25 protein-coding genes are annotated in these 26,788 nt (G+C 63.6%); all 25 read left to right on the plus strand.

What is annotated here, in order from left to right; all coding sequences use genetic code 11:
• Nucleotides 1-100: 100 nt before the first annotated feature.
• The 25 genes from NLR35_RS19195 to rfbA all read left to right on the plus strand — a co-directional run bounded on the left by NLR35_RS19195 (nt 101) and on the right by rfbA (nt 26,683).
• A complete protein-coding gene (locus NLR35_RS19195; protein ID WP_257168086.1) occupies nt 101-490 on the plus strand; it encodes a thioredoxin in 390 nt (129 codons plus the stop codon).
• Nucleotides 491-514: 24 nt separating this feature from the next.
• Nucleotides 515-865 (plus strand): helix-turn-helix transcriptional regulator, encoded by a 351-nt coding sequence (locus NLR35_RS19200; protein WP_257168087.1) that lies wholly within the window; start codon nt 515-517, stop codon nt 863-865.
• 134 nt (nt 866-999) lie between these two features.
• Nucleotides 1,000-2,085, plus strand: coding sequence for a YeeE/YedE family protein (locus tag NLR35_RS19205; RefSeq protein ID WP_257168088.1), 1,086 nt, complete (start codon nt 1,000-1,002; stop codon nt 2,083-2,085).
• 766 nt (nt 2,086-2,851) lie between these two features.
• The gene (locus tag NLR35_RS19210; protein ID WP_257168089.1) at nt 2,852-5,419 is read left to right on the plus strand and encodes a multicopper oxidase domain-containing protein; all 2,568 of its coding nucleotides are present in this window, start codon (nt 2,852-2,854) and stop codon (nt 5,417-5,419) included.
• Nucleotides 5,420-5,955: 536 nt separating this feature from the next.
• On the plus strand, nt 5,956-7,455 hold the full coding sequence (locus tag NLR35_RS19215; protein WP_257168090.1) for a BTAD domain-containing putative transcriptional regulator: 1,500 nt from the start codon (nt 5,956-5,958) through the stop codon (nt 7,453-7,455).
• A 191-nt stretch (nt 7,456-7,646) separates the two neighbouring features.
• Nucleotides 7,647-8,903, plus strand: coding sequence for a cytochrome P450 (locus tag NLR35_RS19220; protein ID WP_257168091.1), 1,257 nt, complete (start codon nt 7,647-7,649; stop codon nt 8,901-8,903).
• A gap of 82 nt (nt 8,904-8,985) precedes the next feature.
• Nucleotides 8,986-10,065, plus strand: coding sequence for a PEP/pyruvate-binding domain-containing protein (locus tag NLR35_RS19225; protein ID WP_257168092.1), 1,080 nt, complete (start codon nt 8,986-8,988; stop codon nt 10,063-10,065).
• A gap of 43 nt (nt 10,066-10,108) precedes the next feature.
• A complete protein-coding gene (locus NLR35_RS19230; protein ID WP_257168093.1) occupies nt 10,109-11,917 on the plus strand; it encodes a PEP-utilizing enzyme in 1,809 nt (602 codons plus the stop codon).
• A gap of 57 nt (nt 11,918-11,974) precedes the next feature.
• Nucleotides 11,975-12,577: an HD domain-containing protein gene (locus tag NLR35_RS19235; protein ID WP_257168094.1), complete on the plus strand. Its 603-nt coding sequence runs from the start codon at nt 11,975-11,977 to the stop codon at nt 12,575-12,577.
• 23 nt (nt 12,578-12,600) lie between these two features.
• Nucleotides 12,601-14,040 (plus strand): aldehyde dehydrogenase, encoded by a 1,440-nt coding sequence (locus NLR35_RS19240; RefSeq protein ID WP_257168095.1) that lies wholly within the window; start codon nt 12,601-12,603, stop codon nt 14,038-14,040.
• On the plus strand, nt 14,037-14,654 hold the full coding sequence (locus NLR35_RS19245) for an HD domain-containing protein (RefSeq protein ID WP_257168096.1): 618 nt from the start codon (nt 14,037-14,039) through the stop codon (nt 14,652-14,654). Before NLR35_RS19240 ends, NLR35_RS19245 begins: the two co-directional genes overlap by 4 nt.
• Complete coding sequence (locus NLR35_RS19250; RefSeq protein ID WP_257168097.1) at nt 14,651-15,412, plus strand: SDR family NAD(P)-dependent oxidoreductase; 762 nt, start codon at nt 14,651-14,653, stop codon at nt 15,410-15,412. The genes NLR35_RS19245 and NLR35_RS19250 overlap by 4 nt, the downstream gene beginning before the upstream one ends.
• Before the next feature lie 14 nt (nt 15,413-15,426).
• Nucleotides 15,427-15,750, plus strand: a complete 324-nt coding sequence (locus NLR35_RS19255; RefSeq protein ID WP_257168098.1) for a 2Fe-2S iron-sulfur cluster-binding protein — start codon at nt 15,427-15,429, stop codon at nt 15,748-15,750.
• Between the two features lie 418 nt (nt 15,751-16,168).
• Nucleotides 16,169-17,653 (plus strand): aromatic/alkene/methane monooxygenase hydroxylase/oxygenase subunit alpha, encoded by a 1,485-nt coding sequence (locus tag NLR35_RS19260; protein WP_257168099.1) that lies wholly within the window; start codon nt 16,169-16,171, stop codon nt 17,651-17,653.
• Nucleotides 17,654-17,748: 95 nt separating this feature from the next.
• Nucleotides 17,749-17,994 (plus strand): toluene-4-monooxygenase system B family protein, encoded by a 246-nt coding sequence (locus NLR35_RS19265; RefSeq protein ID WP_257168100.1) that lies wholly within the window; start codon nt 17,749-17,751, stop codon nt 17,992-17,994.
• On the plus strand, nt 17,987-18,367 hold the full coding sequence (locus tag NLR35_RS19270) for a Rieske 2Fe-2S domain-containing protein (RefSeq protein WP_257168101.1): 381 nt from the start codon (nt 17,987-17,989) through the stop codon (nt 18,365-18,367). The genes NLR35_RS19265 and NLR35_RS19270 overlap by 8 nt, the downstream gene beginning before the upstream one ends.
• A 10-nt stretch (nt 18,368-18,377) precedes the next feature.
• The gene (locus tag NLR35_RS19275) at nt 18,378-18,680 is read left to right on the plus strand and encodes an MmoB/DmpM family protein (RefSeq protein ID WP_257168102.1); all 303 of its coding nucleotides are present in this window, start codon (nt 18,378-18,380) and stop codon (nt 18,678-18,680) included.
• An 18-nt stretch (nt 18,681-18,698) separates the two neighbouring features.
• On the plus strand, nt 18,699-19,724 hold the full coding sequence (locus tag NLR35_RS19280) for a toluene hydroxylase (RefSeq protein ID WP_257168103.1): 1,026 nt from the start codon (nt 18,699-18,701) through the stop codon (nt 19,722-19,724).
• Nucleotides 19,725-19,780: 56 nt separating this feature from the next.
• The gene (locus tag NLR35_RS19285; RefSeq protein ID WP_257168104.1) at nt 19,781-20,770 is read left to right on the plus strand and encodes a 2Fe-2S iron-sulfur cluster binding domain-containing protein; all 990 of its coding nucleotides are present in this window, start codon (nt 19,781-19,783) and stop codon (nt 20,768-20,770) included.
• Nucleotides 20,771-20,804: 34 nt separating this feature from the next.
• Entirely contained in the window at nt 20,805-21,308 is a 504-nt protein-coding gene (locus NLR35_RS19290; RefSeq protein ID WP_257168105.1) for a luciferase family protein, read from the plus strand.
• 3 nt (nt 21,309-21,311) lie between these two features.
• Nucleotides 21,312-21,764, plus strand: a complete 453-nt coding sequence (locus tag NLR35_RS19295; protein WP_257168106.1) for a 2Fe-2S iron-sulfur cluster binding domain-containing protein — start codon at nt 21,312-21,314, stop codon at nt 21,762-21,764.
• A gap of 1,122 nt (nt 21,765-22,886) precedes the next feature.
• On the plus strand, nt 22,887-23,822 hold the full coding sequence (locus NLR35_RS19300) for a glycosyltransferase family 2 protein (RefSeq protein WP_257168107.1): 936 nt from the start codon (nt 22,887-22,889) through the stop codon (nt 23,820-23,822).
• A gap of 19 nt (nt 23,823-23,841) precedes the next feature.
• The gene (rfbB, locus tag NLR35_RS19305) at nt 23,842-24,918 is read left to right on the plus strand and encodes a dTDP-glucose 4,6-dehydratase (RefSeq protein WP_257168108.1); all 1,077 of its coding nucleotides are present in this window, start codon (nt 23,842-23,844) and stop codon (nt 24,916-24,918) included.
• A complete protein-coding gene (gene rfbD / locus NLR35_RS19310; RefSeq protein WP_257168109.1) occupies nt 24,915-25,805 on the plus strand; it encodes a dTDP-4-dehydrorhamnose reductase in 891 nt (296 codons plus the stop codon). Before rfbB ends, rfbD begins: the two co-directional genes overlap by 4 nt.
• A complete protein-coding gene (rfbA, locus tag NLR35_RS19315) occupies nt 25,802-26,683 on the plus strand; it encodes a glucose-1-phosphate thymidylyltransferase RfbA (protein WP_257168110.1) in 882 nt (293 codons plus the stop codon). Before rfbD ends, rfbA begins: the two co-directional genes overlap by 4 nt.
• Nucleotides 26,684-26,788 lie beyond the last annotated feature (105 nt).

The raw sequence follows: 26,788 nt of genomic DNA on the forward strand, positions 1-26,788 counted from the left end.
GCTGCGGGCCCCGGCCTGCACCGCAACTTCGGAAATCGCGCACTAGTACATATTCGAATTTAATGATAGATTGGTCGGCAAGTCCAGAGAGGATGGTGGCATGTCCGGTCAAATCACCGCTCGCAGGCTCGCAGCACTCGCCTCGGCCGCGCTCGCCGTGCTGTGCCTGTCGTCCCCGGTCCCCGCCTCCGAGCTCGTGATGTTCGAGCGCCCCGGCTGCGGCTGGTGCGCCCGGTTCAATGCCGAGATCGCGCCGATCTATGCCAAGACCGACGAAGGGCGCGCCCTTCCCCTGCGACGGGTCGACCTCACCCAGCCACTGCCGGCGGATCTCGCGGGCATCGACCCCGGCGCCTTCACGCCGACCTTCGTGGTGCTCGACCAGGGCCGCGAGATCGGCCGGATCCGCGGCTATCCGGGCGACTCGTTCTTCTTTGGGCTGCTCGGACGCTTCATAAATGCTACAAGCGGGACGCCGGCCCGCTCCTGACGGACAATCGAGGATCCCACATTCATGCCGCTGCCGAAGTTGAAGGACATCGAAACCTCCGCCGAGCTCGAGCAGATGATCGAGAGGGCGCGCGAGGCCAGCGAGATGCTGAAGGCGCTGTCCCACGAGTCCCGGCTGCTGCTGCTGTGCATCCTCTCCGAAGGCGAGAAATCCGTCACCGAGCTCGAGCAGTTCCTGGGCGAGCGGCAGTCGACGGTCTCGCAGCAGCTCGCCCGTCTCCGGCTCGATCGGCTGGTGACGACCCGGCGCGACGGCAAGACGATCTATTACAGCCTCGCGAGCGATGACGTCCGCAAGATCCTGACCGCGATCTACGACGTGTTCTGCGAGCCGGTCCGCAAGCGCCGCCGCTGAACGCTTCTTTTCGCGGCGATGTCCTCGGCCGCGCGCAACACGCGAGCGCCGGCAGCGAACGTCGCAACAGCTCTGGCTTCGCCGTCGATCCTGGCGCACAATCGCCCGGACAAGAACAAGGACATCGGGGAGGCATGCTCAGTCCGTCAGCTCTGACGTTCATGTGCGGGCTGCTGGCAGGCGCCGTGCTCGGGGTCGCCGGCCGCGCTGGACGCTTCTGCACGCTCGCGATGCTCGAGGACGCGTTCTTCGGTGCCGATACGCGGCGGCTCAAATCCTTCGCGTTGGCTGCGGCTGTCGCGCTGGTTGCGACACAATTGCTCGCCAGCTTCGGCCTCGTCGATCTCTCCCGCTCGATCTACCTCACCTCCTCCATTCCGCTCGGCGGCGCCATCCTGGGCGGCCTGCTGTTCGGCATCGGCATGGCGCTGGTCGGCACCTGCGGCTTCGGGACCCTGGTGCGCATCGGCGGCGGCGACCTGCGCGCCATCGTCGTGTTTCTCGTGCTCGGCGTGTCGGCGCTGGCGGCGATGCGCGGGCTCATCGGCTTCATGCGCGTCGGCCTGATCGAGCCGCTGTCGGTGCGTCTGCCCGACGCGATGACCCAGGGCATGGACGCTCTGCTGTCGCCTGCGCTCGGGGCATACGCCCGGCCGGTCGTCGTCTCCGTCGCGGCGCTGGCGCTGGCGGCCTGGGCGCTGGCCGACGGCCGGCTGCTGAAATCGCCGCGGCTGCTGGTCTCCGGGCTTGCCGTCGGCGGCGCGGTCGCGTTCGGCTGGTTTGCCACGGGATGGCTGGGCCACGACGATTTCGACCCGGAGCGGGTCGCCTCGCTCACCTTCGTCGCGCCGCTCGGCAACACCGTGCTGTACATCGCCACGCTCTCCGGCAGCCACGCCGACTTTGCGATCGGCTCGGTCGCAGGCGTCATCCTCGGCTCGTTTGCGGCGGCGATGGTCTCGCGCGTCTTCCGCTGGGAAGCCTGCGACGACGCCCGCGAGCTGAAGCGCCACATGACCGGCGCGCTGCTGATGGGCACCGGCGGCATCCTGTCGATGGGCTGCACCATCGGCCAGGGCCTGTCGGCCTTCTCGACGCTGGCGCTGTCGGCGCCGCTGACCATGCTGGCGATCGCCTGCGGTGCGCGCCTCGGCCTCGAATATACCATGACAGGAGAATGGCGCCCGGCCGTGCGCAACCTGTTCCGGATGAGTCATTGACGTCCGGACGCATGCTGGCGGCCTCTCCGCGTTGCGGCAAGACATCGTCACGAGCCCCTTCTGCACACTCCCTCGCCCGCGGCTCATCATCACCGCCGGCTTGGCGTCAGCGTCGGGACGCCAGGACCACAGCTTTCGCCGTCGCCTCGCTTCTTTCGTCGGCGCGGCTGTGACCCCGGCGCTTAAGAATTTGCTCTGCCATGAGACGGGCCGAAACCCGTTCAGCAAAGCGGGACAAATCACTGGCCCTGCTCTTCGGTTCGCATCACTTGGACGAGGTCACACTCGCGATATCGCGGACAAGGCCACGCTGCCAGCACGCAGGATTGCCCGAATACGGTTGCGCTTCGCAATGTCCTGTTTTTGCAACGGCGCAAAATCATCCGTGCTTATTTTGCGCAACTTTCAGTTGACAAAAAAATCAGTCACTAGCTAAATCGCAAAATCACTTTTGCATAGTTAGATGGGCGCGCCATGTCTTGGCGTGTTACGGGTTTTATTTGCTTGGTATCTTTATTGAGCGGATATGCAGCCCCCGTTTCATACATGATCCTCGAACAGGCTATTTTGATCAGACGAAACTCCGCTTTTGCTCAGATCACTGCGTTGCGAACGAGCGAGCGACATCGCTGCTTGTCGCCTCTAGGGCGTTAGGAGACTCGGCCGAAACAATCCACTTCTTACAAGAGACTGCAGACAACTCAGGGGGCCTTTACCGTCCTTTTGTTTGCACGACGAATGTAACGTAAGCAGGTAGGAGCCCCGCATGTCGTTGCCCAGTCCAAAATTCCGGCGTTTGCTCTGTGCTGCTGCTCTTGCACTCGGGTGTACGATCGCTCCAGCCAGCGCAGAAGTGGATACGCTGCCGGCTCTAAAGCAATTTGACGCTGCCGACGTCCTCGATCTGACCTTCACCATGAAACGGGAGACCGCGCCGATCACTATCGGCAAGGATGCCAGCGGAAACCCGATAGCCGTCGATGGTCTGAATACATTGACGGTCTGCAGCACGGCAGTGCCGACAGATTGCGGACAGCCCTATGTCGGCGCAGCCCTCAAGCTCAGGCCCGGCGCGACACTGAAAGTCACATTCGACAACCAGCTTGGCGGCAGCGGCGGTCCGATGGCTGCGATGTGCATGGACGAGACCGGCCCCTGGAGCGACAGCGGAGGCTGGGCCAGCGCCGGCGGCCTCGGCAATCAGCATTTTCACGGCCTGCTCGTCCCGCCGAAGGAAGGCAAGCCTGGTGATGCGACGAAGCCGTTCGGCGACTTCATCCTGACTTGTACCTCAGGAAGCGGTGCGACGGCCCAGCGTTCCTATCAGATTGCCATACCAGCAACGCATCCGCGCGGCATCGACTGGTTCCATCCGCACATTCACGGCATTGCCAAGCCGCAAGTCGCGAGCGGCATGGCCGGCATGATCCTGATCGACGAACCAGCCTGCTCCGATCCCACTCAGTGCAGCGTCGTACGCCCCATCCTGCTCAGAGACATCCAGCTGGTGCAGGTGCAAGACCGCGACGCGCTGCACTGGGTCAATTTCGCTGACCAGGATCCTGGATTCTGCGGTGGCCCTCCGTTTGCCGCGACCAATCTCGGCAGTTGCGCATTGCCGGAAGGTCAGTCGCTCACGACCGCCCAGTCCACGATGAAACCAGCTGCCGGGCGCTGGATATTCACGCTCAACGGCGCCCAATACCCGACGATCGTCGCCAACCAACCTCAGGTCTGGCGCGTTCAGAACGCATCGTCCAACATCACCTATCGCTTGAGCCTGCGCGCGCTGAATCCTGCGGCGGGTGACGTCGTGGCCGACGCACCATTCGAAGTGATCTCCCTGGACGGAGCCGGGCTTGCCGGCGCATCCGGAACCGGCCCGCTGGCGCCGGAGACAAGGGAGATCCTGCTCATGCCGGGCAGCCGCGCCGATCTCAGGGTGAGACGTCCCGAGGACGGCGGGACCGGCGACCTCATCTATCAATTGGTCAACGAGTCATTCCAGGCTGGTTTCGCACCAGATGATGCCGACATCTGGCCGCATGTCGCGTTGGCCCGAATTGTCTTCCCCGCTCCTGCGCCGGTTGCGGGCAACGCAGCACCGCCGCCTTCGACTCTTGAAACGCCGAAGCCGCTGCGGCGCGCCGGCAGGACGCCGTCACCGGACCGTGTTCACGTCACCGTCGAGCCGAGCGAGGCGGCGGCGCTACGCGGCACGCCACTGACGCGCGCCCTGGCTTCGCGCCGGGCGTCACCTCCGGGCACCGCGCCAAGCAGCGTACCGCCGCTGCCCGAAGCGGCCCCACGCACGCCGGCGCCTTCCCTTGCGCCCATGGCGCACGGCGCGTCACCGGCAATGGTCCCTGCCTATCCAGAGTCCTCCGGTGCGCGCATGGCGCGCTGGCTGCAGGACAATTGCGACGGCTATGAGAACAGCGACGCCCGCGCGGCGATCGACGTCCTGATCGAGAGCAAGGTACCGGGGCATCATGCGATCGCCAACAAAGATCGGCATTCCCGTTATTGGCAGAGCATGCATTTCGACCCGCGCACAACGCACCGGCGGATCTATTTCGGCATCCAGACCGACGGCGCCAACGAGCAGTTCGCGCTGGGCGAGACATTCATCTCGACCAGTCATGATCCGGACGGTCCCGAACTGATCGAGACCGATCTCTACGGCCGTCCGATCTCGCCGAGCAACCCGGTCGTTCTGACGACCTTCAATCCTCACAAGGGGCTCTGTGCGCTCAAGCGCGCCACCGTGGAACAATGGGAGTTGGTGAACGTCTCCAAGGAAGTTCACAACTTCCACGTCCACCAGATGAAGTTCACCGTCGCAAGAGATGACAATGGACAACCGATCATGCGTGCGCCCTCCGCACTGGATTTGGTTCAGCTGCCAGCATCGCTGCTGCTGACCGCCGGCGGCTCCCGCGCAGAACTCCAGCACGACACGATCATCGTGCCGCGTGGTGTCACCGACTGCCGCAACGACGCCACCGGCAAGACCAGCCTGAAGTTCGTCGGCACTGTCGGTGGCGGCGCTGGAATGCACCCGGTGGAAGCCTTCATTCTCGACCGAAGCGCAGCGAACACCGCCTGTACCGGGCTGGACCGGGCGCAGCGTCCGCTGGCGCAAGCCAACGCTTCGCCCGACGGGAGCGGCATGATCTTCGTCAACATCGCGCTGACAGGCGCCTGGCTCTCCGCGCAGCCGGATGGCAACAATGTGCTGCAGCCTGCGCGTTTCGTCTTTCACTGTCACATTCTCGAGCACGAGGACAAAGGTATGATGCACAGAATTGCAGTTCTTGATCCATCACCGTGAGGGGAAGGCCGACTTCCCCATCATCGCCCGAGAATTGGACTCTCCACGTGCGGGAGACTCCGCACAGGTGGCGCAACGAAGCTGGGCAGAGCTGAGATGCCAGCGCCCTCTTCTGCCGCCGGCGGATATCGGCAAGGGATGGCCAACGCCTCGTACAACTCAGACCTCCTGGACGAGATCCTTGCATCCAACCAGCTCGTTTCACGATCGTCCGGACAACGTCCTTGCAGACCAGCTGTCCGGACCCGGATATGACGCGCACCAAGTAAGTCACCTTCCACGCTACCCGATCGAGGGCGAAACTGAGTGTCGGCTGGTGCAGGATTTTGAACAGAGTCTGTTTGACTTGTTCGCTGTCGAACTTGCGGTGTGAATTGATACGACGAGCAAAAAAGTCCGCCGGCGCCACAATGCGCTCGAAATCCGCATAGACCACTTCGAGCTCGTGACGCGTGCTTGCGAACAGGGCCTTGCACGTTTCCAACGGCCCCTCTTAGACTGCCTCCTCCGATAGAGGTTGTTGCGGGTCGGTACCGATGGCTGAGAACAGTTGCGTCAACCTCGCCCATTTTGCGACGCAGCAAAGACTGCTGTTTGCGGATTTCTTCAAACACTACCTCGCCGTTGCACGCCCCTCGCGGATCTTCGTGATCGCGGCGGACGCAAAAGCGATCACGATCGCCGAAAGGCTTGCGAAGCGCGTCAACAAGATTCGATGCGTCGAGGGAAGAACCTTCGTCGACATGGCGCTGCTGCGGGTACCGATCTCGTTCCGAGACGTCGCAGCCCAGATCGAGACGTGGGTCTCGCCCACTCGTGATCACGGCCCTGCGATGCTCGTGGTTGACATGAGCTGGGGCCTTGAGACCAACTCCGCGACCGCCAATTTCGAGGGCTGGCCGGCGCTTGCGGAAGCGCTCACGCGACAGTCCGCGCTCTCGATTGCATCGCTCTACAACCGCCGGCTGCTGATCGACGAGCAGCTGCTCGTCGCCCTCCGCGGCCATCCGCAGATTCTCACAAGCGCCGGACTGGTCAGCAACCCACATTGGCTCCCGTCGCGACTGCAGACACGCGGCGCGCTGCGCGAGCAGGTCGATTTCTGGCTTGGCGCGATCGCGCCCGAGCTGCGGATCGGAACGTCGGCAGCCGCGTTGCACGCCGCGGAGGGAGCCGATCCGATGTGGCTGTTGCGCCGATCGGCAGAGGAGCCGAGTTCGGTTCATCTCGACAGCCGCGACCGCTGGAAGATCCGCTGCTTCGGCCGTCTGCGCATCTATCGCAACGACGGCAGCCAGGTGAACTGGGACCCGCCGGGCGGTGCCACCCGCAAGACCAAGACGCTGTTCGCCTACCTACTGCAAAAAGGCGGCCACGGCGCCAGCACCGACGAGCTCGCCGATCTGCTCTGGCCCAACGCCGACGACATCGAGGCGGCGCGCAACCGCCTGTATCACACCGTGCGCTATCTACGGCTGGCGCTCGGCCAATCGGACGGACGCGACAGCAGCCGCAACTACGTCCGGCGCGAGGGCTCGCGCTACGTGCTGGTGCCGCCCGAGCGAAGCTGGCTCGACATTTCGACGTTTGAGCAGCTATGCCGGCAGTCCCAGGGACACATCAAGGCCGGCGCCAGCGACGAGGCGCTGATCTGCCTGCAGGCGGCAGATCGTCTCTACACCGGCGACCTGTTCGAGGACATTCCAGTTGAATATGCCGATGATGGCGAGCGCGACTGGTGTTGGAGCAAGCGCTATTGGCTGCGCGACATGTTCTTCAAGGTGCAGCGCGACGCGGCGCGGATTTATCTCGAACGCAGCGACTACTCGGCTGCGCTGGCGCATTGCCAGAAGGCGCTCGCGATCGACCCGTTGTGCGAGATGGCGCATGCCGAGGCGATGCAGGTGTTCAAGGCGCAAGGACGACGCGAGGCGATCGACCGCCAGTTCAAGCTCTACCTCGACTCGCTGAAACATTTCGACAACCGGCCGAAGAGCGCCTCGCTCCAGGAGCTGCATCGCAAGCTGACGGCTTGAGCCCCGCACGCTGGCCACTAGTCGATCACGCGGCCTGCCGCTCGCCTCCGCAATACAGCATCCTTCCCGCCAAATTGACAATTTACTTCGATTTATCATATAGTTATCGACTAAAGAAAACCCAAAGGCCGCCGCTTAGAGTGGGCCCATAACAAACGGTCGCCGTCGAGGGCGGCGAATGGGAGGACCACATGCCAGGTTCGGCTGCTCAGCTGGCGCGATGCCCCTATCACGACGCCGCGAAGGACTTCGACCCGTTCGAGATGCGCGATCCGTTCCCGTTCTACGAATGGGCACGCGCCGAGGCGCCGGTCTTCTTCTCTGACGAGCTCAAGTACTACGTCGTCGCGCGCCACGCCGACATCAAGGCCGTGTTCGACGACTGGCGCACGTTCTCGTCGGAGAACGCCCAGGCGCCGCTGCGCCCGATGTGCGAGGAAGGCAAGCGCATCATGCGTGAAGGCGGCTTCACCGCCTATTCCGGCCTGTCGGCCCGCGTGCCGCCCGATCACACCCGCATCCGCAAGCTGGTCCAGGGCTGTTTCGGGCCGCGCCGCTTCAGGGCGATCGAGCCGGAGATCAAGGCCATCGTCAACCAGGCGATCGACGCCTTCGCCGAGCGCGGCCATGCCGACTTCTTCCGCGAGTTCGCCTATGACGTGCCGGCGCTGGTGCTGTTCAAGCTGGTCGGCATTCCCAACATGGACGTGCCGCGCGTGAAGTCCTGGGCGGTCAGTCGCGCGCTCCTGACCTGGGGCGATCTCAGCGACGACGCGCAGATCCAGCACGCCCACAACATGGTGGAATACTGGAACTACTGCCGCGATCTGGTGCGCCAGCGCCACGATAATCCGACTGATGATCTGCCCGGCGATCTGGTGCGGCTTCAGAAGGACGGCGCCGAGATCAGCGACGAGGAGATCGCCGGCGTGCTCTACAGCGCGCTGTTCGCCGGCCACGAGACCACGACGACCCTGATGGCCAACGGCATGCGCGAGCTGCTGCAGCGGCGTGAGAACTGGGAAGCCATCATCGCCGAGCCGCAGCTGATTCCGACCGCCGTCGATGAATCGCTGCGCTTCAGCCCGTCGATCGTGGCATGGCGCAGGCGCGCGCTGAAGGACGCGGAGATCGGCGGCATGCCCGTGCCGAAGGACTCCAACATCCTGCTGCTGATCGGCTCCGCCAACCGCGACGAGACCGTGTTCGCCGAACCGGCCCGCTTCGATGTCCGGCGCAGCGATGCACGGAGCCATCTGGCGTTCGGCTACGGCATCCATACCTGCGTCGGCCAGCAGCTCGCCCGCATCGAGTTCGCAATCGCGCTGGGAGAGCTGACACGCAGGCTTCCCGGCCTGCGGCTGGCCGCCGACCAGACGAACGACTTCGTTCACAACATCTCGTTTCGCGTGCCGACGGCGCTTCGGATCGAATGGGACGTGGCCTGACGCGCCCCGTTCGTCTTCGGGACGCGCTTCACAATCAACAAAGCCCGGAAGCGATCCGGGTCACAAGGTGGGGAACAGACGCATGGGCGCCAACGCAGCCGCATCCTTCATCGTGCCCTTCGAAGCCGCGTGCGAGGCGGACTTCCCGCGCATCGGCGGCAAATGCGCCAGCCTCGCGCGCATGATCGCGCAAGGCGTGCGCGTGCCCGCAGGCTTTGCGGTCGCGACTGACGCCTATGCCCTGCATCTGCGCAGCAACGGGCTCGAGGCGACGATCAGCGACCGCCTGTCGCGGATCGTGCTCGACGACGTCGATGACGAGGAGAAGCTGTCCCACGAGATCCGCGACGCGATCATCGCCCAGCCGATGCCTGGCGTGGTCGAGCAGTCGATCCGCGAGGCCTATCGCCGGATGTCGCCCGATGGCCAACTGCCGGTCGCCGTGCGCTCCTCGGCGACGGCCGAGGATCTGCCCGATGCCAGCTTCGCCGGCCAGCAGGACACCTACCTCTGGGTTGTCGGCGAGGATGCCGTGGTCGAAAAGGTCAAGGCGTGCTGGGCCAGCCTGTTCAATGCCCGCGCCATCTCCTACCGCGCCGAGAACGGGCTCGGCCAGATTGACGTGCTGATGTCGGTCGGCGTCCAGAAGATGGTCAATGCATCAGCGGCCGGCGTGGCGATGACGCTCGATCCGATCAACGGCGATCGCACCAAGATCGTGATCGATGCCGCGTTCGGGCTTGGCGAGCCGGTGGTCTCCGGCGAGATCACGCCGGACAATTTCGTCGTCGAGAAGGTGCTGCTGCAGGTGATCAAGCAGCGCATCTCCGAGAAGGATTTCGAGCTGGTCGCCGATCGGGCGGCGCGACGCACCGTCGAGCGTGTCATCGCACCGGAGCGGCGCACCCTGCCCTCTCTGACCAATGCCCAGGTCCTTGCCGTCGCCCGGCTCGCCAAATCGCTCGAGCGCAGCATGGGCTGCCCGCAGGACGTCGAATGGGCGATCGATGCCGATCTGCCGGAGGACGAGAACCTGGTGGCGCTACAGAGCCGGCCAGAGACGGTGTGGAGCCAGAAGAAGAAGCAGACGACAGCCGTCTACGAAACCGGCATTGCCGGCGTGCTGGGGACGCTACTCGCACCGATCCAGGCCAAGGGCTGAGCATCACGACAAAGAACAACAGAGACAATGAGGGGAAACGACCATGACGGCGCACGCGAAATTTCCGAGTCCCTATGACCTGAAGACGCCTGCTGGCGCCGAGGGCTGGGAGAAGCTCTATCCCTATTATCTGCAGTTCCAGAACAGCCTGCGCGACAAGGAGGACGGCAAGTTCTGGTTCTGCGACTCGCAGCACTGGCCGAGCCCGTTCAAGCCATTCGATGCCGTCACGGTCGAGTTTGCCGTGAAGTGCCTCGGGCAATACAACACCCGGCATTATCTGATCCCGCCGGCCAACGGCGTCGAGTACCGCATCCACAACGGCTATTGCTACATGAGCCCGGTCGCGGTCGCGCCCGAGCTGATCGGCGGCCGCGTGCCGCATTTCATGGAGCGCGCCGGCTACTACTTCCAAAACTGGGATCGCCTGCTGGCCAATTGGGACAAGAAGGTCCGCGCCAACATCGCCGACCTCGAGGCGCTCAGCTTCGAGCCGCTGCCCGATGCCGTGCCGCTCGACTGGATCACGGGCGGCGTTGGCCTCGACAACACCTATGCGTTGACCGAGACCTACGACCGGGCGATCCAGCTGCTGTACAAGACATGGCAGTATCATTTCGAGTTCCTGAATCTCGGCTACGCCGCCTATCTCGACTTCTTCAGCTTCATGAAGGGTCAGTTCCCGACCATTCCGGACCAGGCGATCGCCAAGATGGTGCAGGGCGTCGAGGTCGACCTGTTCCGTCCCGACGACGAGCTGAAGAAGCTCGCCAAGCTCGCGGTGAAGCTCGGCGTCACCGAGGCAATGAAGAGCGGCCCGGTCGACGAGACACTGGCTGCAGTCGGTCGTGAACCGAACGGCGCCGAATGGCTGAAGGCCTGGACGGAGGCGCAGGACCCCTGGTTCAACTTCACCTCGGGCAACGGCTTCTACTCGACCGACAAATACTGGATCGAGCATCTCGACATCCCGCTCGGCTACATCAGGGACTACATCGTCCGCGTCCAGCGCGGCGAGGAGATCGACCGACCGACGGAAGCCATCGCGCGCGAGCGCGACCGCATCACCTCCGAATATGCCGAGATGCTGGATGCCGATGCGCGCGCCGCCTTCGAGGGCAAGCTCGGGCTTGCCCGCACCGTGTTCCCCTACGTCGAGAACCACAATTTCTACATCGAGCATTGGTCGATGAGCGTGTTCTGGCGCAAGATGCGCGAGCTCGGCGCGATCTTCCGCGATGCCGGCTTCTGGAAGGACGCGGACGACCTGTTCTATCTCAATCGCCAGGAGGTGCGCGACGCCTTGTTCGACTACGGCAATGGCTGGGCGGTCGGCGCGCCTGCGATCGGTCCGACCTATTGGCCGCCGGAGATCGAGCGGCGCAAGAAGATCCTTGCGGCGCTGGCGACGACGCCGCCGCAGCCCGCGCTCAACAATCCGCCCGATGTGATCACCGAGCCGTTCACGATCATGCTCTGGGGCATCACCACGGAAAGCATCGGCCGCTGGCTCGACGGTGCGGCGAACACGACCAAGCTGTCCGGCATGGCCGCCTCGCCCGGCATCGTCGAGGGCCGCGCCCGCGTGGTGCGCTCGGCCGACGAGCTCGGCCAGATCGAACAGGGCGAAATCCTGGTGGCGCCGGTGACCGCGCCGAGCTGGGCGCCGATTTTCGGCAAGATCAACGCGATCGTCACCGATATCGGCGGCATGATGTCCCACGCGGCGATCGTGTGCCGCGAATACGGACTGCCCGCAGTCACCGGCACCGGGCGCGCAAGCTCCTCGATCAAGAACGGCCAGATGCTGCGCGTCGACGGCTCGACCGGCGAAGTCACCGTTCTCTCCTGACCCACGAACCCTGGAAGGCCGGTGGCGCCGGCCTTCCCCGCAAGATTGGACATTGCAATGCTCGACAGGCCCGAGATCGGCAGCCGCTACGATCAGGTGTGGCGCATCAGCGAGCCGTACATGCGCGCCCGCAAGAACGATGTGCATATTCCGCTGTCCTACGCTTATGCGCGCAAGCTGCTGGCACATTATCCAGATGCGGACGAGGACATCGTCTCGCTCGCGATCATCCTGCACGACATCGGCTGGTACTCGATCGACATGACCGACATCATCGAGAAGGGCTTTGGCCCGAACATGATGCAGTCCGACGTGCGCTTCCTGCACGAGAGCGAAGGCGTGCGCATGTCGCGCGCGGTGCTGGAGCAGGCCGACTGGCCGGAAGCCGTCATCGTCGCAGTCGCCGAGATCATCGACGGCCACGACACCCGCCCCTATCCGCGCTCGCTCAACGACCGGATCGTGCGCGACGCCGACAAGCTGTGGCGCTTCACCACCACGGGTGTCGCCGTCGCCTGCGACTGGTTCAAGATGACGCCACACCAATATGCCGCGCGCCTGACGGCTCAGTTCGCCCTGCTCGAGACCGAGATCGGACGACAGATGGCCGAGGAGGCGTTGGCCAAGACCCGCGTTGCGCTGATGCTCGACCTGATCTGAGCCGAGGGCCCGCGGACATGGACATGTTCATCGATGGCCGCTGGGTTGCAGCCCTGAGCGGCGCGACCTTCGACGTGCTCGATCCCGCCATCGGCGAGACCATCGACTGCGTTCCCGACGCCGGTCGTGCCGACGTCGACGCCGCGATCCGCTCGGCGGAGACGGCATTCCAGGCCTGGAAGGCAACGCCAGTCGCGGAGCGCGCACGCCTGCAGAAGGCCGCCGCGCGGCTGATGCGCGAGAACGCCGAGCAGCTCGGCCGTCTTTTGACCCGCGAGCTCGGCCGTCCGCTGTCGGGCGCCATCACCGAAATCCAGCGCTCGGCCGAATTGCTCGAGGTCTATGCCGAGGAAGGCCTGCGCCTGCACGCCGAGATGCCGCTGACGGGCGTGGCCGGCGAGAAAATCATCATCACCCGCGAGCCCGTCGGCGTCGTCATCGCGATCACGCCGTTCAACTATCCGGTCACCCTGCTCTGCTTCAAGCTGGGCGCGGCGCTGATGGCCGGCTGCACGGTCGTCGCCAAGCCCGCCGAGGACACCCCCCTGTCGACCCTACGGCTCGCCGAGCTTTTCAAGACGGCGGGTTATCCCGATGGCTGCTTCAACGTCGTGACCGGCCGCGGCCCCGACATCGGCATGCAGATGATCGAGCATCCGACGCCGCGCAAGATCGCCTTCACCGGCGGCACGCGGGCCGGCAAGGCGATTGCCGCGGCAGCCGCGGGCACGATGAAGCGCGTCACGCTCGAGCTCGGTGGCCAGTGTCCGGCCATCGTCTGCGCCGACGCCGATGTCGGCGTAGCGGCCGCGGCGATCGCGCGCCACGCCTTCGCCAATTCCGGCCAGTTCTGCTACCGCGTCAACCGCGTCTATGTCGAGCGGGCCGCCTATGCGAGATTCCTCGATGCGCTCACCGACAAGGTCCTGCAGCTCGACGTCGGCAACGGCCTGATCTCGACCTGCGCGCTCGGGCCCCTCGTCAACGAGAAGATCTTCCGCAACAGCGAGCAGCAGATTGCCGATGCGCGCTCTCGCGGCGCGAGGCTGCTGACCGGAGGCGCAAGGCTCACGGGCGGGCTCTACGACAAGGGCTGGTTCCTGCCGCCGACGGTCATTGCCGATGCCGATCCCGCTTCTCTCGTGATGACCGAGGAAACCTTTGGGCCGGTGCTCGGTGTCGCTCCGTTCGATGATCGCAGGGAGGCGCTGCGGCTGGCGAATGCGACGGTCTATGGCCTCGCCGCCTTCGTGTTCTCGCGCGATCTCGCGACCGGACTGACCTTGGCCGAACGCCTCGAAGCCGGCTCGGTGTGGGTCAACGACATCCAGCGCTCCAGCCAGCGCGCGCCATTCGGCGGCATCAAGCAGAGCGGCATCGGCCGCGAGAAGGGCCTCTACGGGGTCGAGGACTATCTCGAATACAAGACGATCTATCTCACCTACGACGCGGAGCTGCGATGACGTATTTCCTGCGCGACCAGGATCTGCCGATCTGGCTGGCCGCGCGGCCCTGGCTCGACGTGCGCTCGAACGATGAGCACACCCTGATTTCCTATCGGCTGGGCCAAGCGCTGCTGCGACTGCATCCGGACGTCGATGCCTCGATCGTGCTGCCTGCGATCCTCATGCACGACGTCGGCTGGAAGAAGTTTCCGCCGGAGCAGCTCGCCGCTGCCGTCGGTCCCAATCCCAGATATCCCGAGCTGCAGCGCGCCCACGAGATCGAGGGCGTGAAGATTGCGGCGGAGGCGTTCAAGCGGCTCGCCATTCCCGGACTGCAGGTCGAGACCATCCTGGCGATCATCGACGGCCACGACACCCGCAAGGCCGCGATCTCGCGGGAGGATGCTCTGATGAAGGATGCCGACAAGCTGTGGCGCTTCACCGGCCACGGGGTCGCCACGATCGGCGGCTGGTTCGACACGCCGCCGAAGGAGACGCTCGCGATGCTCGAGAGCTTCGTGCTGCCGTCGATGCTGACCGATGCCGGTACCACCATGGCCCAGGCGCTGATCGCCGAGAGTACGGCCTCCGCTGACATGACCGACCTGCTGCATATCCAGGTGTCCGCATGAGCACGATCCAGCTGCATGGCAAGCGCGTTGTCGTCACCGGCGCCGCCGGCGGGCTCGGCCGCGGCTTCGCGCTCGCCTTCGCCGCCGCAGGCGCGGAGGTCGTGGCCGCCGACATCCGCCTCGGCGGGGTCGAGGAGACCGCGCGGCTGATCCGCGACGCGGGCGGCCAGGCGCATGCCGCCGAGGTCGACGTCGCGAGCGAGCCGTCCACCACAGCGCTGGCACAGTTCGCCGCCGCACGCATGGGCGGTGTCGATGTTCTCGTCAACAATGCCGCGATCTATGCCGGGCTGGAGCGCCGCGGCTTCGAGGCAATCCCCGAGGCCGAATGGGACCGCGTCATGCGCGTCAACGTCAAGGGGGTGTGGATGATGAGCAAGGCCGCCGCCCCCTGGATGCGACGCATCGGCGGCGGCGCCATCATCAACGTCTCCTCTGCGACGGTGATGAGCGGCTCGCCGATGTGGCTGCATTACGTGTCCTCGAAAGGCGCCGTGATCGCGATGACCCGCGCGCTGGCGCGCGAGCTCGGCGACGACAAGATCACCGTCAACGCCATCGCGCCCGGCTTCACGCTCACCGAGGCCAGCCTCGGCCTGATGGAGAATGCCGCCGAATACGGCGTCTCGCGCGGAGCGTTGAAACGCGCAGCCGATGTCGACGACATGGTCGGCGGCGCGCTGTTCTTCGCTTCGCCCGCAGCCGCCTTCATCACCGGCCAGACCCTCATCGTCGACGGCGGCCGGCAGTTCAATTAGGGACGCGAACGCTCATGCCCAGGATCACCTTCATCGAGCCCGATGGCACGGTGCGGACGGTGGATGCCGAGCGCGACGAAAGCGCCATGCAGGCAGCGAAGCGCAACAGTGTCGACGGTATCATCGGCGAATGCGGCGGCTCCTGCATCTGCGCCACCTGCCATTGCCACGTCGACGAGGCCTGGCTCGACCGTGTCGGCCCGGCGGGTGAGATCGAGGCCGACGTCCTCGAATTCGAGGCCACGGACGTGCGGCCGGAGAGCCGCCTCGCGTGCCAGATCGCAATCACAGACGCCCTCGACGGACTGACGCTGCGCGTCGTCGGCCGCAGCCGCTGATCGTCCGGAGGCAGCGCCGGCCTCCTCGTGTCCTCCACATGACCGGCTGATGACGCGCCCCGAGCTGCTCGCTCGAGCGGGCCAATACGTCGCGTCGATACGAACGCGTCGATCATCGACGCTACCGATTCATCATCTCGCATCGCATCATCCCGTGGGTGACAAAGCCGCATTCGCCGCGGGTCGGCTGCGCTCGCATCGCCGCGAGTTGCCGTCGATCTGGGTGTTCAGGACGACCTAAAGAAAAACCAAAGAACGGGTTCTACACTGAACACGTAACATCGAGCGACGACCGATCAATCCAAGAAAAGAGATCGTGCGCCCGACAGCAGCCGCACAATGTCCGCCCGTTCAAGGGCGGCGCAGCGGCCGCAACGAAGAAGAACGAACGCGACCATCAAGCTCGGGAGGAGCAACGATGCCGAAGCTGCAGCGGCGGGATTATTACGATACAGCCCGCGACATGAACTGGGCCTTCTCCTATGTCAGCGAGGACGAGGTCTTCCCCGAGGAGCTTTCCAAGAGCTTCGGCATCCATGGCGAGCAATGGTGGGGCTGGGACGAGCCGTACAAGCTGACCTATCGCGAATACGTCCACAACCAGGCCGGAAAGGACGACGGCATCTATTCGATCCGCTCGACGATCGCGCGTTCCAATCTGTATGACAATCTCGATGCCGGGTGGAAGTCGGCGATCAAGGCGCATTACGGCGCGATTCCGGTTCCGGAATATTTCGCCTCGATCGGAGAGGCACGCATGGCGCGGTTCGGCCGTGCCGCCGCCTGGCGCAACATGGCCACGTTCGGGACGCTGGACGAGTGCCGCCACGGCCAGGCACAGATCTACTTCCCCTATTGCCTGCTCGGAAAGGACCCGCAATTCGATTGGGCTCACAAGGCGATGCACACCAACGAATGGGGCGTGATCGCGGCGCGGAGCCTGTTCGATGACATGTTCACCGCCAATGATGCGATGTCGACGGCCATCCAGCTCACATTTACGTTCGAGACCGGCTTCACCAATCTGCAGTTCCTCGGCATGGCCTCCGACGCGCTGCATGTCGGCGACATCGAGTTCGGTGCGCTGATCTCCTCGATCCAGACCGACGAGGCGCGGCATTCGCAGCAGGGCGAGCCGACACTGAAGATCATGATCAACAACGGCAGGAAGGCCGAGGCGCAGAAGATGGTCGACCAGATGTTCTGGCGATCGTGGAAGCTGTTCGCGCTGCTGACCGGTATCTCCATGGACTACTACACGCCGCTGGAAAGCCGGACGATGTCGTTCAAGGAGTTCATGCAGGATTGGATCTGCCGGCAGTTCATGGACCAGTTCAAGGACCTCGGCATGAACGTGCCATGGTACTGGGAGGAGCACTTCCTGCCGGAGCTCGACTGGGTCCATCACGCCTATCACATGGGCGTCTGGTTCTGGCGACCGACCGTGTGGTGGAATCCGGACGCCGGCGTGTCCGCCGCCGAGCGCGACTGGCTGGAGCAGAAATATCCCGGCTGGAACGACCGCTTCGGCAAGAAGTGGGACGTGATCGGCGACAACGTGCGCACCGGCCAGATCGAGAAGACCTATCCGGCGACCCTGCCGATCGTCTGCAATTGCTGCCACATCCCGATCTGCAGCCCGAGCATCGGCAAGGCGCCGCGCATCACCACGCATAACGGCCGCAAGCTGAACTTCTGCTGCGAGGTCTGCGAGTGGGTGTGGAAGAGCCAGCCCGAGCGCTACGATACTCACCTCTCGATTGTCGACCGCTTCCTGGCCGGCCACATCCAGCCGCCGACCTTGGAAGGCGCGCTGCAATACATGGGCATCACGCCCGACGTCGCCGGCAACGACGCCCAGGACTACGCCTGGCACGGCGCATCCCGCCTCGCGGCGGAGTGATCTGCTCGCGGCTGACAGCATAGACAGAGAGGCGCCGCTCACGAGCGGCCCGACCGCGACATCACAACAGATAACAACACATCTGGGAGGCAAGCGTGGCCCTGTTCCCGCTCCAAGCCAATTTCCGCGGCGACTTCGTCGTCCTGCTCATCCCCGTCGACGACAGCGACGACATGAGCATCGTGGCCGACAAGGTCGCGCAGCACGCAGTCGGACTGCGCGTCGCCGAGAAGAGCGCGCCGAAATGCGTCTATCACAACGGCCGCGAGCTGCCGTCGTCGATGACGGTCGCGCAATCCGGCATCCAGCCGATGGATTGGATCGAGGTGGCCTATGTCTGACGATGCCAGCGTGACATGGCGGCAAGTCGCCACTCTGGACGACCTCTGGGAGGGCGACTTTCTCGGCGTCGAGGTCGACGGCGAGGAGGTGATCGTGGTGCATCTGCCGGGCGGCGAACTGCGCTGCTTCCAGGGCATGTGCCCGCACCAGGAGATCCTGCTGGCCGACGGCAAGGTCGATTTCCAAGCCGGCACCATCACCTGCTCGGCCCATGAGTGGGAGTTCAGCATGGAGGACGGCCGCGGCCTCAACCCGCGCGACTGCCGCCTCTTCCGCTACGAGGTGAAGAAGGAAGGCGAAGCCATTCTCGTCGGCGTGCCCCATGACGGCCGGCTGCGCCGCCTGCGCCACAAGACCGAACAGGATGCATAGGACGAAGCTCATGACCACGACAGCAGCACCGAAACTGGTCGGCCCCGTCATCCGCGGCGTCGACGAGGACATCATCGACGCCGTGATCGCAGCAAGCGAGCAGGACAATCCTGACGCCGAGATCGTCGTCGAGGACCGCGGCGGCTACGTCCGCATCCAGGCCGATCGGAATTTTCGCCTGACGCAGAAGAGCATGCAGGCGGCGCTGGGCCGGCCGTTCCGGCTCGCCGAGATCGAGCCGAGCCTGGTGTCGTTCGGCGGCCGGCTCGATTCGATGGACGACGAATGGGTCTGGACCATCCATACAGCATAAATTCCGGGAGGACACGTCATGACCGCAATGACCGCGAAGCCGGCTGCGCGCAAGCAGAAGAAGACCTGGAGCCTGTGGACCGAACGCCGGCTGCCGTCGGAATACGAGGCCGTCACCTACAAGTTCCACAGCCATTTCCGCCGCGCACCGGCGCCGTTCGAATTGTCGGAGAGCTGGCCGGTCAACCAGTTCTATCTGCAGAATCGCGAGGGCTCGAGGTTCAACCTCGATGATTGGGAGGGCTATCGCGATCCCCTCACCTACACCTATCGGCGTTATGTCACCGATCAGAAGGATCGCGAGGTCTATTGCGACAATCTGATCGACGAGTTCGAACGCCAGGACAGCTATCGCAAGCTGCCGGCTGCGTGGCTCGACTTCCTGGGCCAGGCCTATCTGCCGGTGCGTTTCCCCGGACATGCGATGCAGATGAGCGCGGCCTATGTCGCGCAAATGGCGCCGTCCGCCTTCGTCACCAACACCTTCTACTTCCAGATGGGCAACGAGATGCGCCGGGTGCAGCGCCAGGCCTATCTGGCCAAGGCGCTCGCGCTCGATACCGGACGCCCGGAGCTCGCCGACAGCGGCATTGCCCGAACGATCTGGACGCAGGCACCGCAATGGCAGGGTTTGCGCGAGTTGGTCGAGAAGCAGCTGATCGCCTATGACTGGGGCGAGGCCTTCGTCTCCCGCAATCTGGTGCTGCGGCCGATCTTCGATCACATCTTCAATCGCGAAATTGCCGAGCTTGCGCGCGCGAACGACGATGACCTGCTGGCGCTGCTGCACGACGACTTCCGCAACTACGACGAAGCCTATGCGGTCGAGACCACCAAGGCCCTGGTGGCCTACGCCATAGGCAAGGTTCCGGCACATGCGGATCTGCTGCGGGAGTGGATTGCCAAGTGGCTGCCGCTTGGCGAGCGCGCCGCACGCGGCCTCAGCGAGGCGCTGTCCACCGCGCCGGCCGCCGACGGTATGCAGACGATCCTCAACCGCACCATGACCGCCCAGGCCAGGCTGGTTGCGGAGTGCGGCTTGTAGTTGGCAGGCGCGGTCCGTGTGCTGCGCAAACCGCCAAGCCCGGAAGGATGGCCTTCATGACCCGGCAACTCCGCATCGAGCCCGATGGTGTCGCAGTCGACATCGCCGACCATGCCACCATCCTGCAGGCCGCGCGGCGTGGGGGCGTCGCGCTGCCTTACGAATGCGGCTGGGGAAGTTGCGGGGCATGCAAGGTGACGATCGTCGACGGACAGGTCGATCTGATGTTTCCGGGTGCGCCGGCCGTCAATCCGCGCGATGCGCGGCGCAACCGCATTCTTGCCTGCCAGTCGCGCGCGATCTCCGACATCACCATCGCGCGCGGTCCCGGCGAATGGTCCGCGCCGGTGCCGCGATGCGTCGAGCGAGAGGCGATCCTATCGGATGTCGAGGATCTCGCGCCGGAGATTCGCCAGTTCAGCTTCGAGACGTCCGAGCCGATCGCTTTCCGGCCCGGCCAATATGCGATCCTGCATCTCGGCGATAGCCTGCGGCGCTGCTACTCGATGTGCAACCTGCCCGGCGGCAGACTCCTGCAGTTCATCGCCAAGCGCTACGATGGCGGCAGAGGCAGCAATACGCTCGCGGCACTGGCGCCCGGCGCGCGCCTCACCATCGAGGCGCCGTTCGGCGCCTGCACCTTGCGGCGCCAGCCCGGCCGTAAGGTGTTCGTGGCGGGCGGCACCGGCGTCGCCCCGATCCTTGCGATGTTGCGCGAGGCGGCCGCCGCGCGTCTCGATTTCGAAGCGCCGGTGGATATCCTGTACGGCGCACGCGCTCCGACCGATCTCGCCGCTGGTGACATGCTGGCGGCGGCGGTCGCACGGATTCCCCACGCCCGCTATTTGCCCGTGGTCGAAATCGCGCCGCCGGGTTGGCCGCATGCGTCGGGCTTCGTCACCGACGCCATCACATCGACGATCGCCGCGCCGGCCGCGGCCGAGTTCTACGTCGCCGGACCTCCGGTGATGGTGAACGCAGTCAAGTCGCTGCTGCGCAGCGCCGACGTTCCGATCACGCAGCTTCACTATGACAGTTTCGGCTAGCCGAAGGTTGCACGGGATTCCCCCGGCCTGGGCGATGGCCCCGGGACTGCGCCGCCTTGCGGCACGTCGCGGCGGCCGCCCGCGACTGGCATCGACATGGCCATGCCACCAGCTCGACGATGCCGCATCCCCCAGTTTCGCCGCGCAACTTGGCTGCTACGCGCGCGCGCTGTCCGGCGTCGACGAGGTCCCTGCGCCGCTGAAGGCCGCCGGCCGCGCCTTCGCGCTCGATGGCGCCCACGCCATGGGCCAGCCGGAGGCGTTCGTTTTCGCCCCGGTCTGGCTCATCGTTCGTCCGGATGGATCACTGCACCTGGCCTTGCGGCCCAAATGGGCGCAGAAGGTTGCGGCCAAGGGCTGGGGCACGGTGCATCCCTTCGCGCGCTACATGGCCGGCGCCGTGCCGCCGCAGAGCCTGATCATCTACGCGCCGCGCGATGAGAGCGAGCTGGCCATTGCCATACGCATCATCGCGGCGGCGCATTGTTACGCGACCGGCCGCATCGGCGAAGTCGCGCTCCCGGACAGCCGGTGGTGAACGATGACGGAGCTCTCGGCCAAGTCCAATACAGGCGACGCCAAGCAGTTTCTCGTCCGGCTTGAGCGGCCGGATCGCATCTACAGCTTCCTCGCGGCGGCGGACGAGTATCTCCTCTATGCCATGATCGATGCCGGAATCGACAGTCCCTACATCTGCGAGCAAGGCTGGTGCATCGCCTGCGCGGCGCGTCTTCTGGCGGGCAGCGTCGATCGCTCCGGCGCGCTCACGGTATATCCCGAGGACGTCGAGGCCGGCTTTCTTCTGCTGTGCTCGACCATGCCGCGTTCCGACCTCATCCTGAGCCAGGATGAGCGTCAAACCCGCAGAGACATGATGCAACATCGGATCGAGCACAACTGTCTTGCACGCGCCTATCCGCCGGGAGCCCGCTCCCGTTTCCGTCGCGGACGCGCCGCGGCCCACGTCGACACGCGCGATGACCACTCGTCATGATCCTGGTGCACGGCCTTCTTCGCAACAGCGCGTGACGATCGCGAAACGAGCCCTCTTCAGCGAGCTGGGATGCGCGAGAATGCGAAGATGATCTGATCCGACGGTGCAAGGGAGACGTGCGCGACAAACTGGCACGACGGACACTTAGTGCATACCGGGCATGCGAGGTTGCCCGTCGGGCAGAGGATCATCCAGTCGATTAGCGAAAGCGAAGGAGTACCGAGGCAAAGCCTCAACCTTCTCCATGAGCACGCTGGTCTCGATTCAGCTGCCGCTCGGAGGTGCGGAGCTCCCCCCTCCCGGTGAGGAGCGCCGTACCACCGGAAGACCGTGACCGTGACAACGACCCTTTCATAACGGTCCTCCGGTCGGGTGACGCCCTCCCTCCGTCCCGCTCCCGCCGGCGCTCGCTCATCCCTGATCGTCGCTGGATTCTAGCCTTGCTTGTCGCCACGCAGCGGATTGCGGTCGTCTCGTTCCGACCATGCTTCGCATGATGAGCTGAACTTTCGCCGCTCGCCCCAGGCGCGACCAGCCATGCATCGGCATGAAGTCAAACCCTCCGTCCGTGCATCGCGAATGTCCGTGACAGACGCGACCGACTCACCCGCTCTCGAATGACACGACCACTTCTGCTCGTCCTTTCACTCTGATATCAGCTCTCCGACTCGATCAGCCTCACAGAAATTGCCTTAGGATGAGCGGTATTATAATACTTTATCAAAAGCGAATACGTCCTCCAACTCTCGCTCGGCCTAGTCGCGTCCGCACCTTGGCGGACTTTCCTCGACCACCTGACCCGCAAAGAGTTCGACGTTCTCCACAAGCTCGATGATCGCCGCCCCGAGCCTGTCGTTCAGCCGATTGCCTCCGCCGATCACCGAAAGCACCGCCATTCGTCGGCGGGCTTGGCTCGACTTGCCTGCCTGCGGCCGTTAGAGCCTGCGGGAGACAATTCCCGACATGTCGCACGCGTTCTTAGTTGCGACCCATTCGAGCTTCCATGGCAGACGCGGACGACGCTCGGTCCGTCAGCCCGACAGAATAGTCCTTGTATTGACCAGACCCAGGGTATCTTGTGATGAAGCCTGCCAGTGAAAGATGAATACCTGTACAATCAAAATGAAAGATCATCCGTCTTTATCCACCAAGCGCGTCGCAATATTGCTTGGAACCTGGAATGGAGCCTTGTATCTGCCGGAGCAACTCGACTCATACAAGCGGCAGACCCATCGCGAATGGCAACTTTACGTCTCCGACGACGGATCAGAGGACGACACGCTCAATTTGATCCAGCGCTTCAAAACGACAGTGCAGCAGGCTGTCGAGATTGTGGTCGGACCCCAACGTGGATTTGCGGCGAACTACCTTAGCCTCGTCAAGCATCCAACCATCGAAGGCGATTATTTTGCCTTCAGCGACCAGGACGACATATGGCACTCAGACAAGCTTGAGCGCGCCGTGGCTTGGCTGGACACGATACCCGAAGACGTACCAGGGCTGTATTGCTCTCGTACCGATTTGATCGACGCTTCTGGTAGACCAATCGGACGTTCACCGCTGTTCGTCCGACCACCGAGCTTTCAGAACGCACTCGTCGAGAATATCGGCGGAGGCAATACGATGGTATTCAATCGCGCTGCAAAACGACTCGTCGAGCAAATCAGGAATGAGATCGTATCGCACGATTGGGCCACCTACCAACTCGTCACAGCGGTTGGGGGGGCAGTCTGTTACGATTCGATTCCGAGCCTTTCTTACCGGCAGCACTCTTCGAATGCGCAAGGATCAAACCGGCACCTGTCGGCGCGCCTGCGGCGAATTCAGATGCTCAGCGCCGGGCGCTTTGCTCGATGGATCGATACCAATATCAGCTTTCTTCAAGATTTTATGTCCCAGATGACACCCGAAAACCGCAAGACCTTCGAGCTTTTCAAGAGAGCCAGGATTGGCACCCTGCCGTCTCGTCTAGGCAATTTGAAGCGATCCGGCGTTTATCGGCAGACAGCTCTCGACAACATCGGTCTTAAGATCGCGGCAACGTTCAGGCGATTTTGAATCGATGGGGATTGCGGCGATGGCGGAGCTTGGGTCCCGCACCATTTTGGTTACCGGTGGCGCGGGATTCATCGGCGCGAACTTCATACTCGATTGGTTCGCAACGAATGATTCGCCCGTCGTCACGTTGGATAAACTCACCTATGCCGGCAACATCAAGAATCTAGCGGCTTTGCATGGCAACCCGAAGCATATGTTCGTGCGGGGCGACATCGGCGACGTGGATCTCGTTCAATCGTTGCTGGCTCGCATGAGGCCCAGCGCGATCGTGAATTTCGCCGCCGAGTCGCATGTCGACCGGTCCATTCACGGACCCGGAGATTTCATCAGCACCAACATCGAGGGCACCTTCCGCCTGCTGGAGTGCACAAAAGAATACTGGCTAGGACTACCGGCTCACGAGCAAGAAAGCTTTCGCTTCCTGCATATCTCCACAGACGAGGTTTACGGCTCGCTCACGCCAGCCGGCCCACCGTTCAGCGAGACCGATCGCTATATGCCAAACAGCCCTTACGCCGCCTCAAAGGCCGCGTCAGACCACCTCGTGCGAGCTTGGCATCATACCTACGGTTTGCCGACCATGATTACGAACTGTTCAAACAATTACGGGCCCTACCAGTTTCCGGAAAAGCTTATCCCGCTGATCATCGATCGAGCTCTCAAGATTCAACCGCTTCCAATCTACGGTGACGGACAGCACGTGCGTGACTGGCTCTACGTGGGCGATCATTGCCGTGCCATTCGGCTGGTCCTGGCCAACAGCCGGCCCGGCGAAACCTACAATATCGGTGGGAACAACGAGAGAACCAATCTCGACGTGGTAACCACGATCTGCACGATCCTCGATCGCATCAGACCGCGCCCAGACACACGATCTTATGCGGAGCAAATACAGTTTGTGAAAGATCGGCCTGGGCACGACCGGCGCTATGCTATAGATGCGGATAAGATCAGACGCGATCTCGGCTGGCGACCGGTCGAAACCTTCGAAATCGGCCTTGAAAAGACGGTTGACTGGTATCTCAACGCCAGGGACTGGGTCGCGGACGTGACCAGCGGCGCTTATCGAGATTGGGCTCAGAAACACGACGAATGAGACTCTTGATCTTTGGGAAGGATGGGCAGGTCGGCACTGAACTCCAGCGTGCAGTGCCCGCGACCTATAGCCTCACCCTGGCCGGGCGCAGCGATGCTGACTTTGATCGTCCAGATTCCGTACGAGCGTTCCTAGCTTCGCAATCACCAGACGTCATTATCAATGCCGCCGCCTATACCGATGTCGACGAAGCAGAAGTCGAGCCAGAGCGCGCGCGAGTAGTCAATGTGGACTCCGTCCGGGTCCTGGCAGAATTCGCGCGAGCGCGAGACATCTGGCTGGTCCATTACTCTTCCGACTATGTGTTCGATGGGTTTTCAACTTCGCCCTATACTGAAACCAGCGAAACCGATCCTCTTGGTGTGTATGGCCTCACAAAGCGCGAAGGCGAGATTGCGATCGAGCAGTCAGGATGTCGACACCTGATCTTTCGGACGAGCTGGCTCCACGCGCCCCACGGGAGCAACTTCATCAGAACGATCCTGACACTGGCGCGTGTTCGCGACCATTTGAGGGTCGTCTTCGACCAGACCGGCGCCCCAACCGGGGCCGACACGGTCGCCCACGTGACCGTGCGCGCTCTCGAGCACATCCTCACCACCAAGGTCCGCTCGGGTATCTATCACCTCTCTTGTGCGGGCGAGACGACTTGGTACGGTTGTGCGCGTTACCTTCTCGAGATCGCCCACCGACATGGCGAGAAACTCGCTTGCAGCCCGGAGGCTGTCATCCCGGTGACATCGGAAGACTACCGCTCGCGAGCTCGCCGCCCTCTCAACTCAAGACTGGACTGCACCAAGCTGGTCCAGCAATTTGAGGTCTTGTTGCCGGACTGGCGGATAGGGGTCGAGCGAACCGTTCGCGCATTGATCGAGAACCCAACATGACGCGCAAAGGCATTGTCCTCGCAGGCGGCTCTGGAACCCGCCTTCACCCCGCAACCCTGTCGCTTTCGAAGCAGCTTCTTCCTGTCTACGACAAGCCGATGATCTACTATCCGCTGACAACGCTCATGCTGGGCGGTCTGCGCGAGATTTTGATCATCTCTACGCCGGACGATCTGCCCCGCTTTCAACGCCTCCTGGGCGATGGCCATCAATGGGGCATCAACCTGGCCTATGCTGTGCAGCCTTCCCCCGATGGTCTGGCGCAAGCGTTCTTGATCGCCGAGGACTTTTTGGCCGGGAGCGCGTGCACCATGGTGCTCGGAGACAATATTTTTTTCGGGCACGGCTTCGACCAATTGCTTTCGCAAGCCAACGCTCGCTCCGAGGGAGCGACGATATTCGCTTATCACGTCCAGGACCCTCAACGCTATGGCGTAGCCGAATTCAACTCCCGCGGCCAGGTCGTGAGCATCGAAGAGAAGCCGAAGCAGCCTCGGTCGTCGTATGCCGTTACGGGACTTTACTATTACGACAATACGGTGGTCGAGCGGGCAAGGTCTTTGAAGCCCTCGACGCGCGGAGAGCTGGAGATCACCGACCTCAATCGGCTGTATCTCAGAGATGGCCAACTGAGAACGGAAGTCCTGCGTCGTGGATACGCTTGGCTTGATACGGGCACCCACGACTCGCTGCTCGAAGCAGGTCAATTCATCGCCACCCTCGAAAAACGTCAAGGCTTCAAGGTCGCTTGCCCGGAGGAGATCGCCTGGAGAAAGTCCTGGATAAGCGATGAACAGTTGCTCGCGCTGGCCAAGCCCTTGGGAAAGAGCGGCTACGGGCACTACCTTGAAAGCCTTCCTCGGGAGCAGACGGTGTAACGGAAGCAACGCCGCTCCGCAGGCCGCTCCCAGCATCGCCCTCGAGAATGCGCGGATGCATCGTGAGCAGCATCGGCGATCCGTCTTGCCATCGCATCGAAACGT

Origin of the sequence: Bradyrhizobium sp. SRS-191, from assembly GCF_024586915.1 — a bacterium.
GTDB lineage: Bacteria > Pseudomonadota > Alphaproteobacteria > Rhizobiales > Xanthobacteraceae > Bradyrhizobium.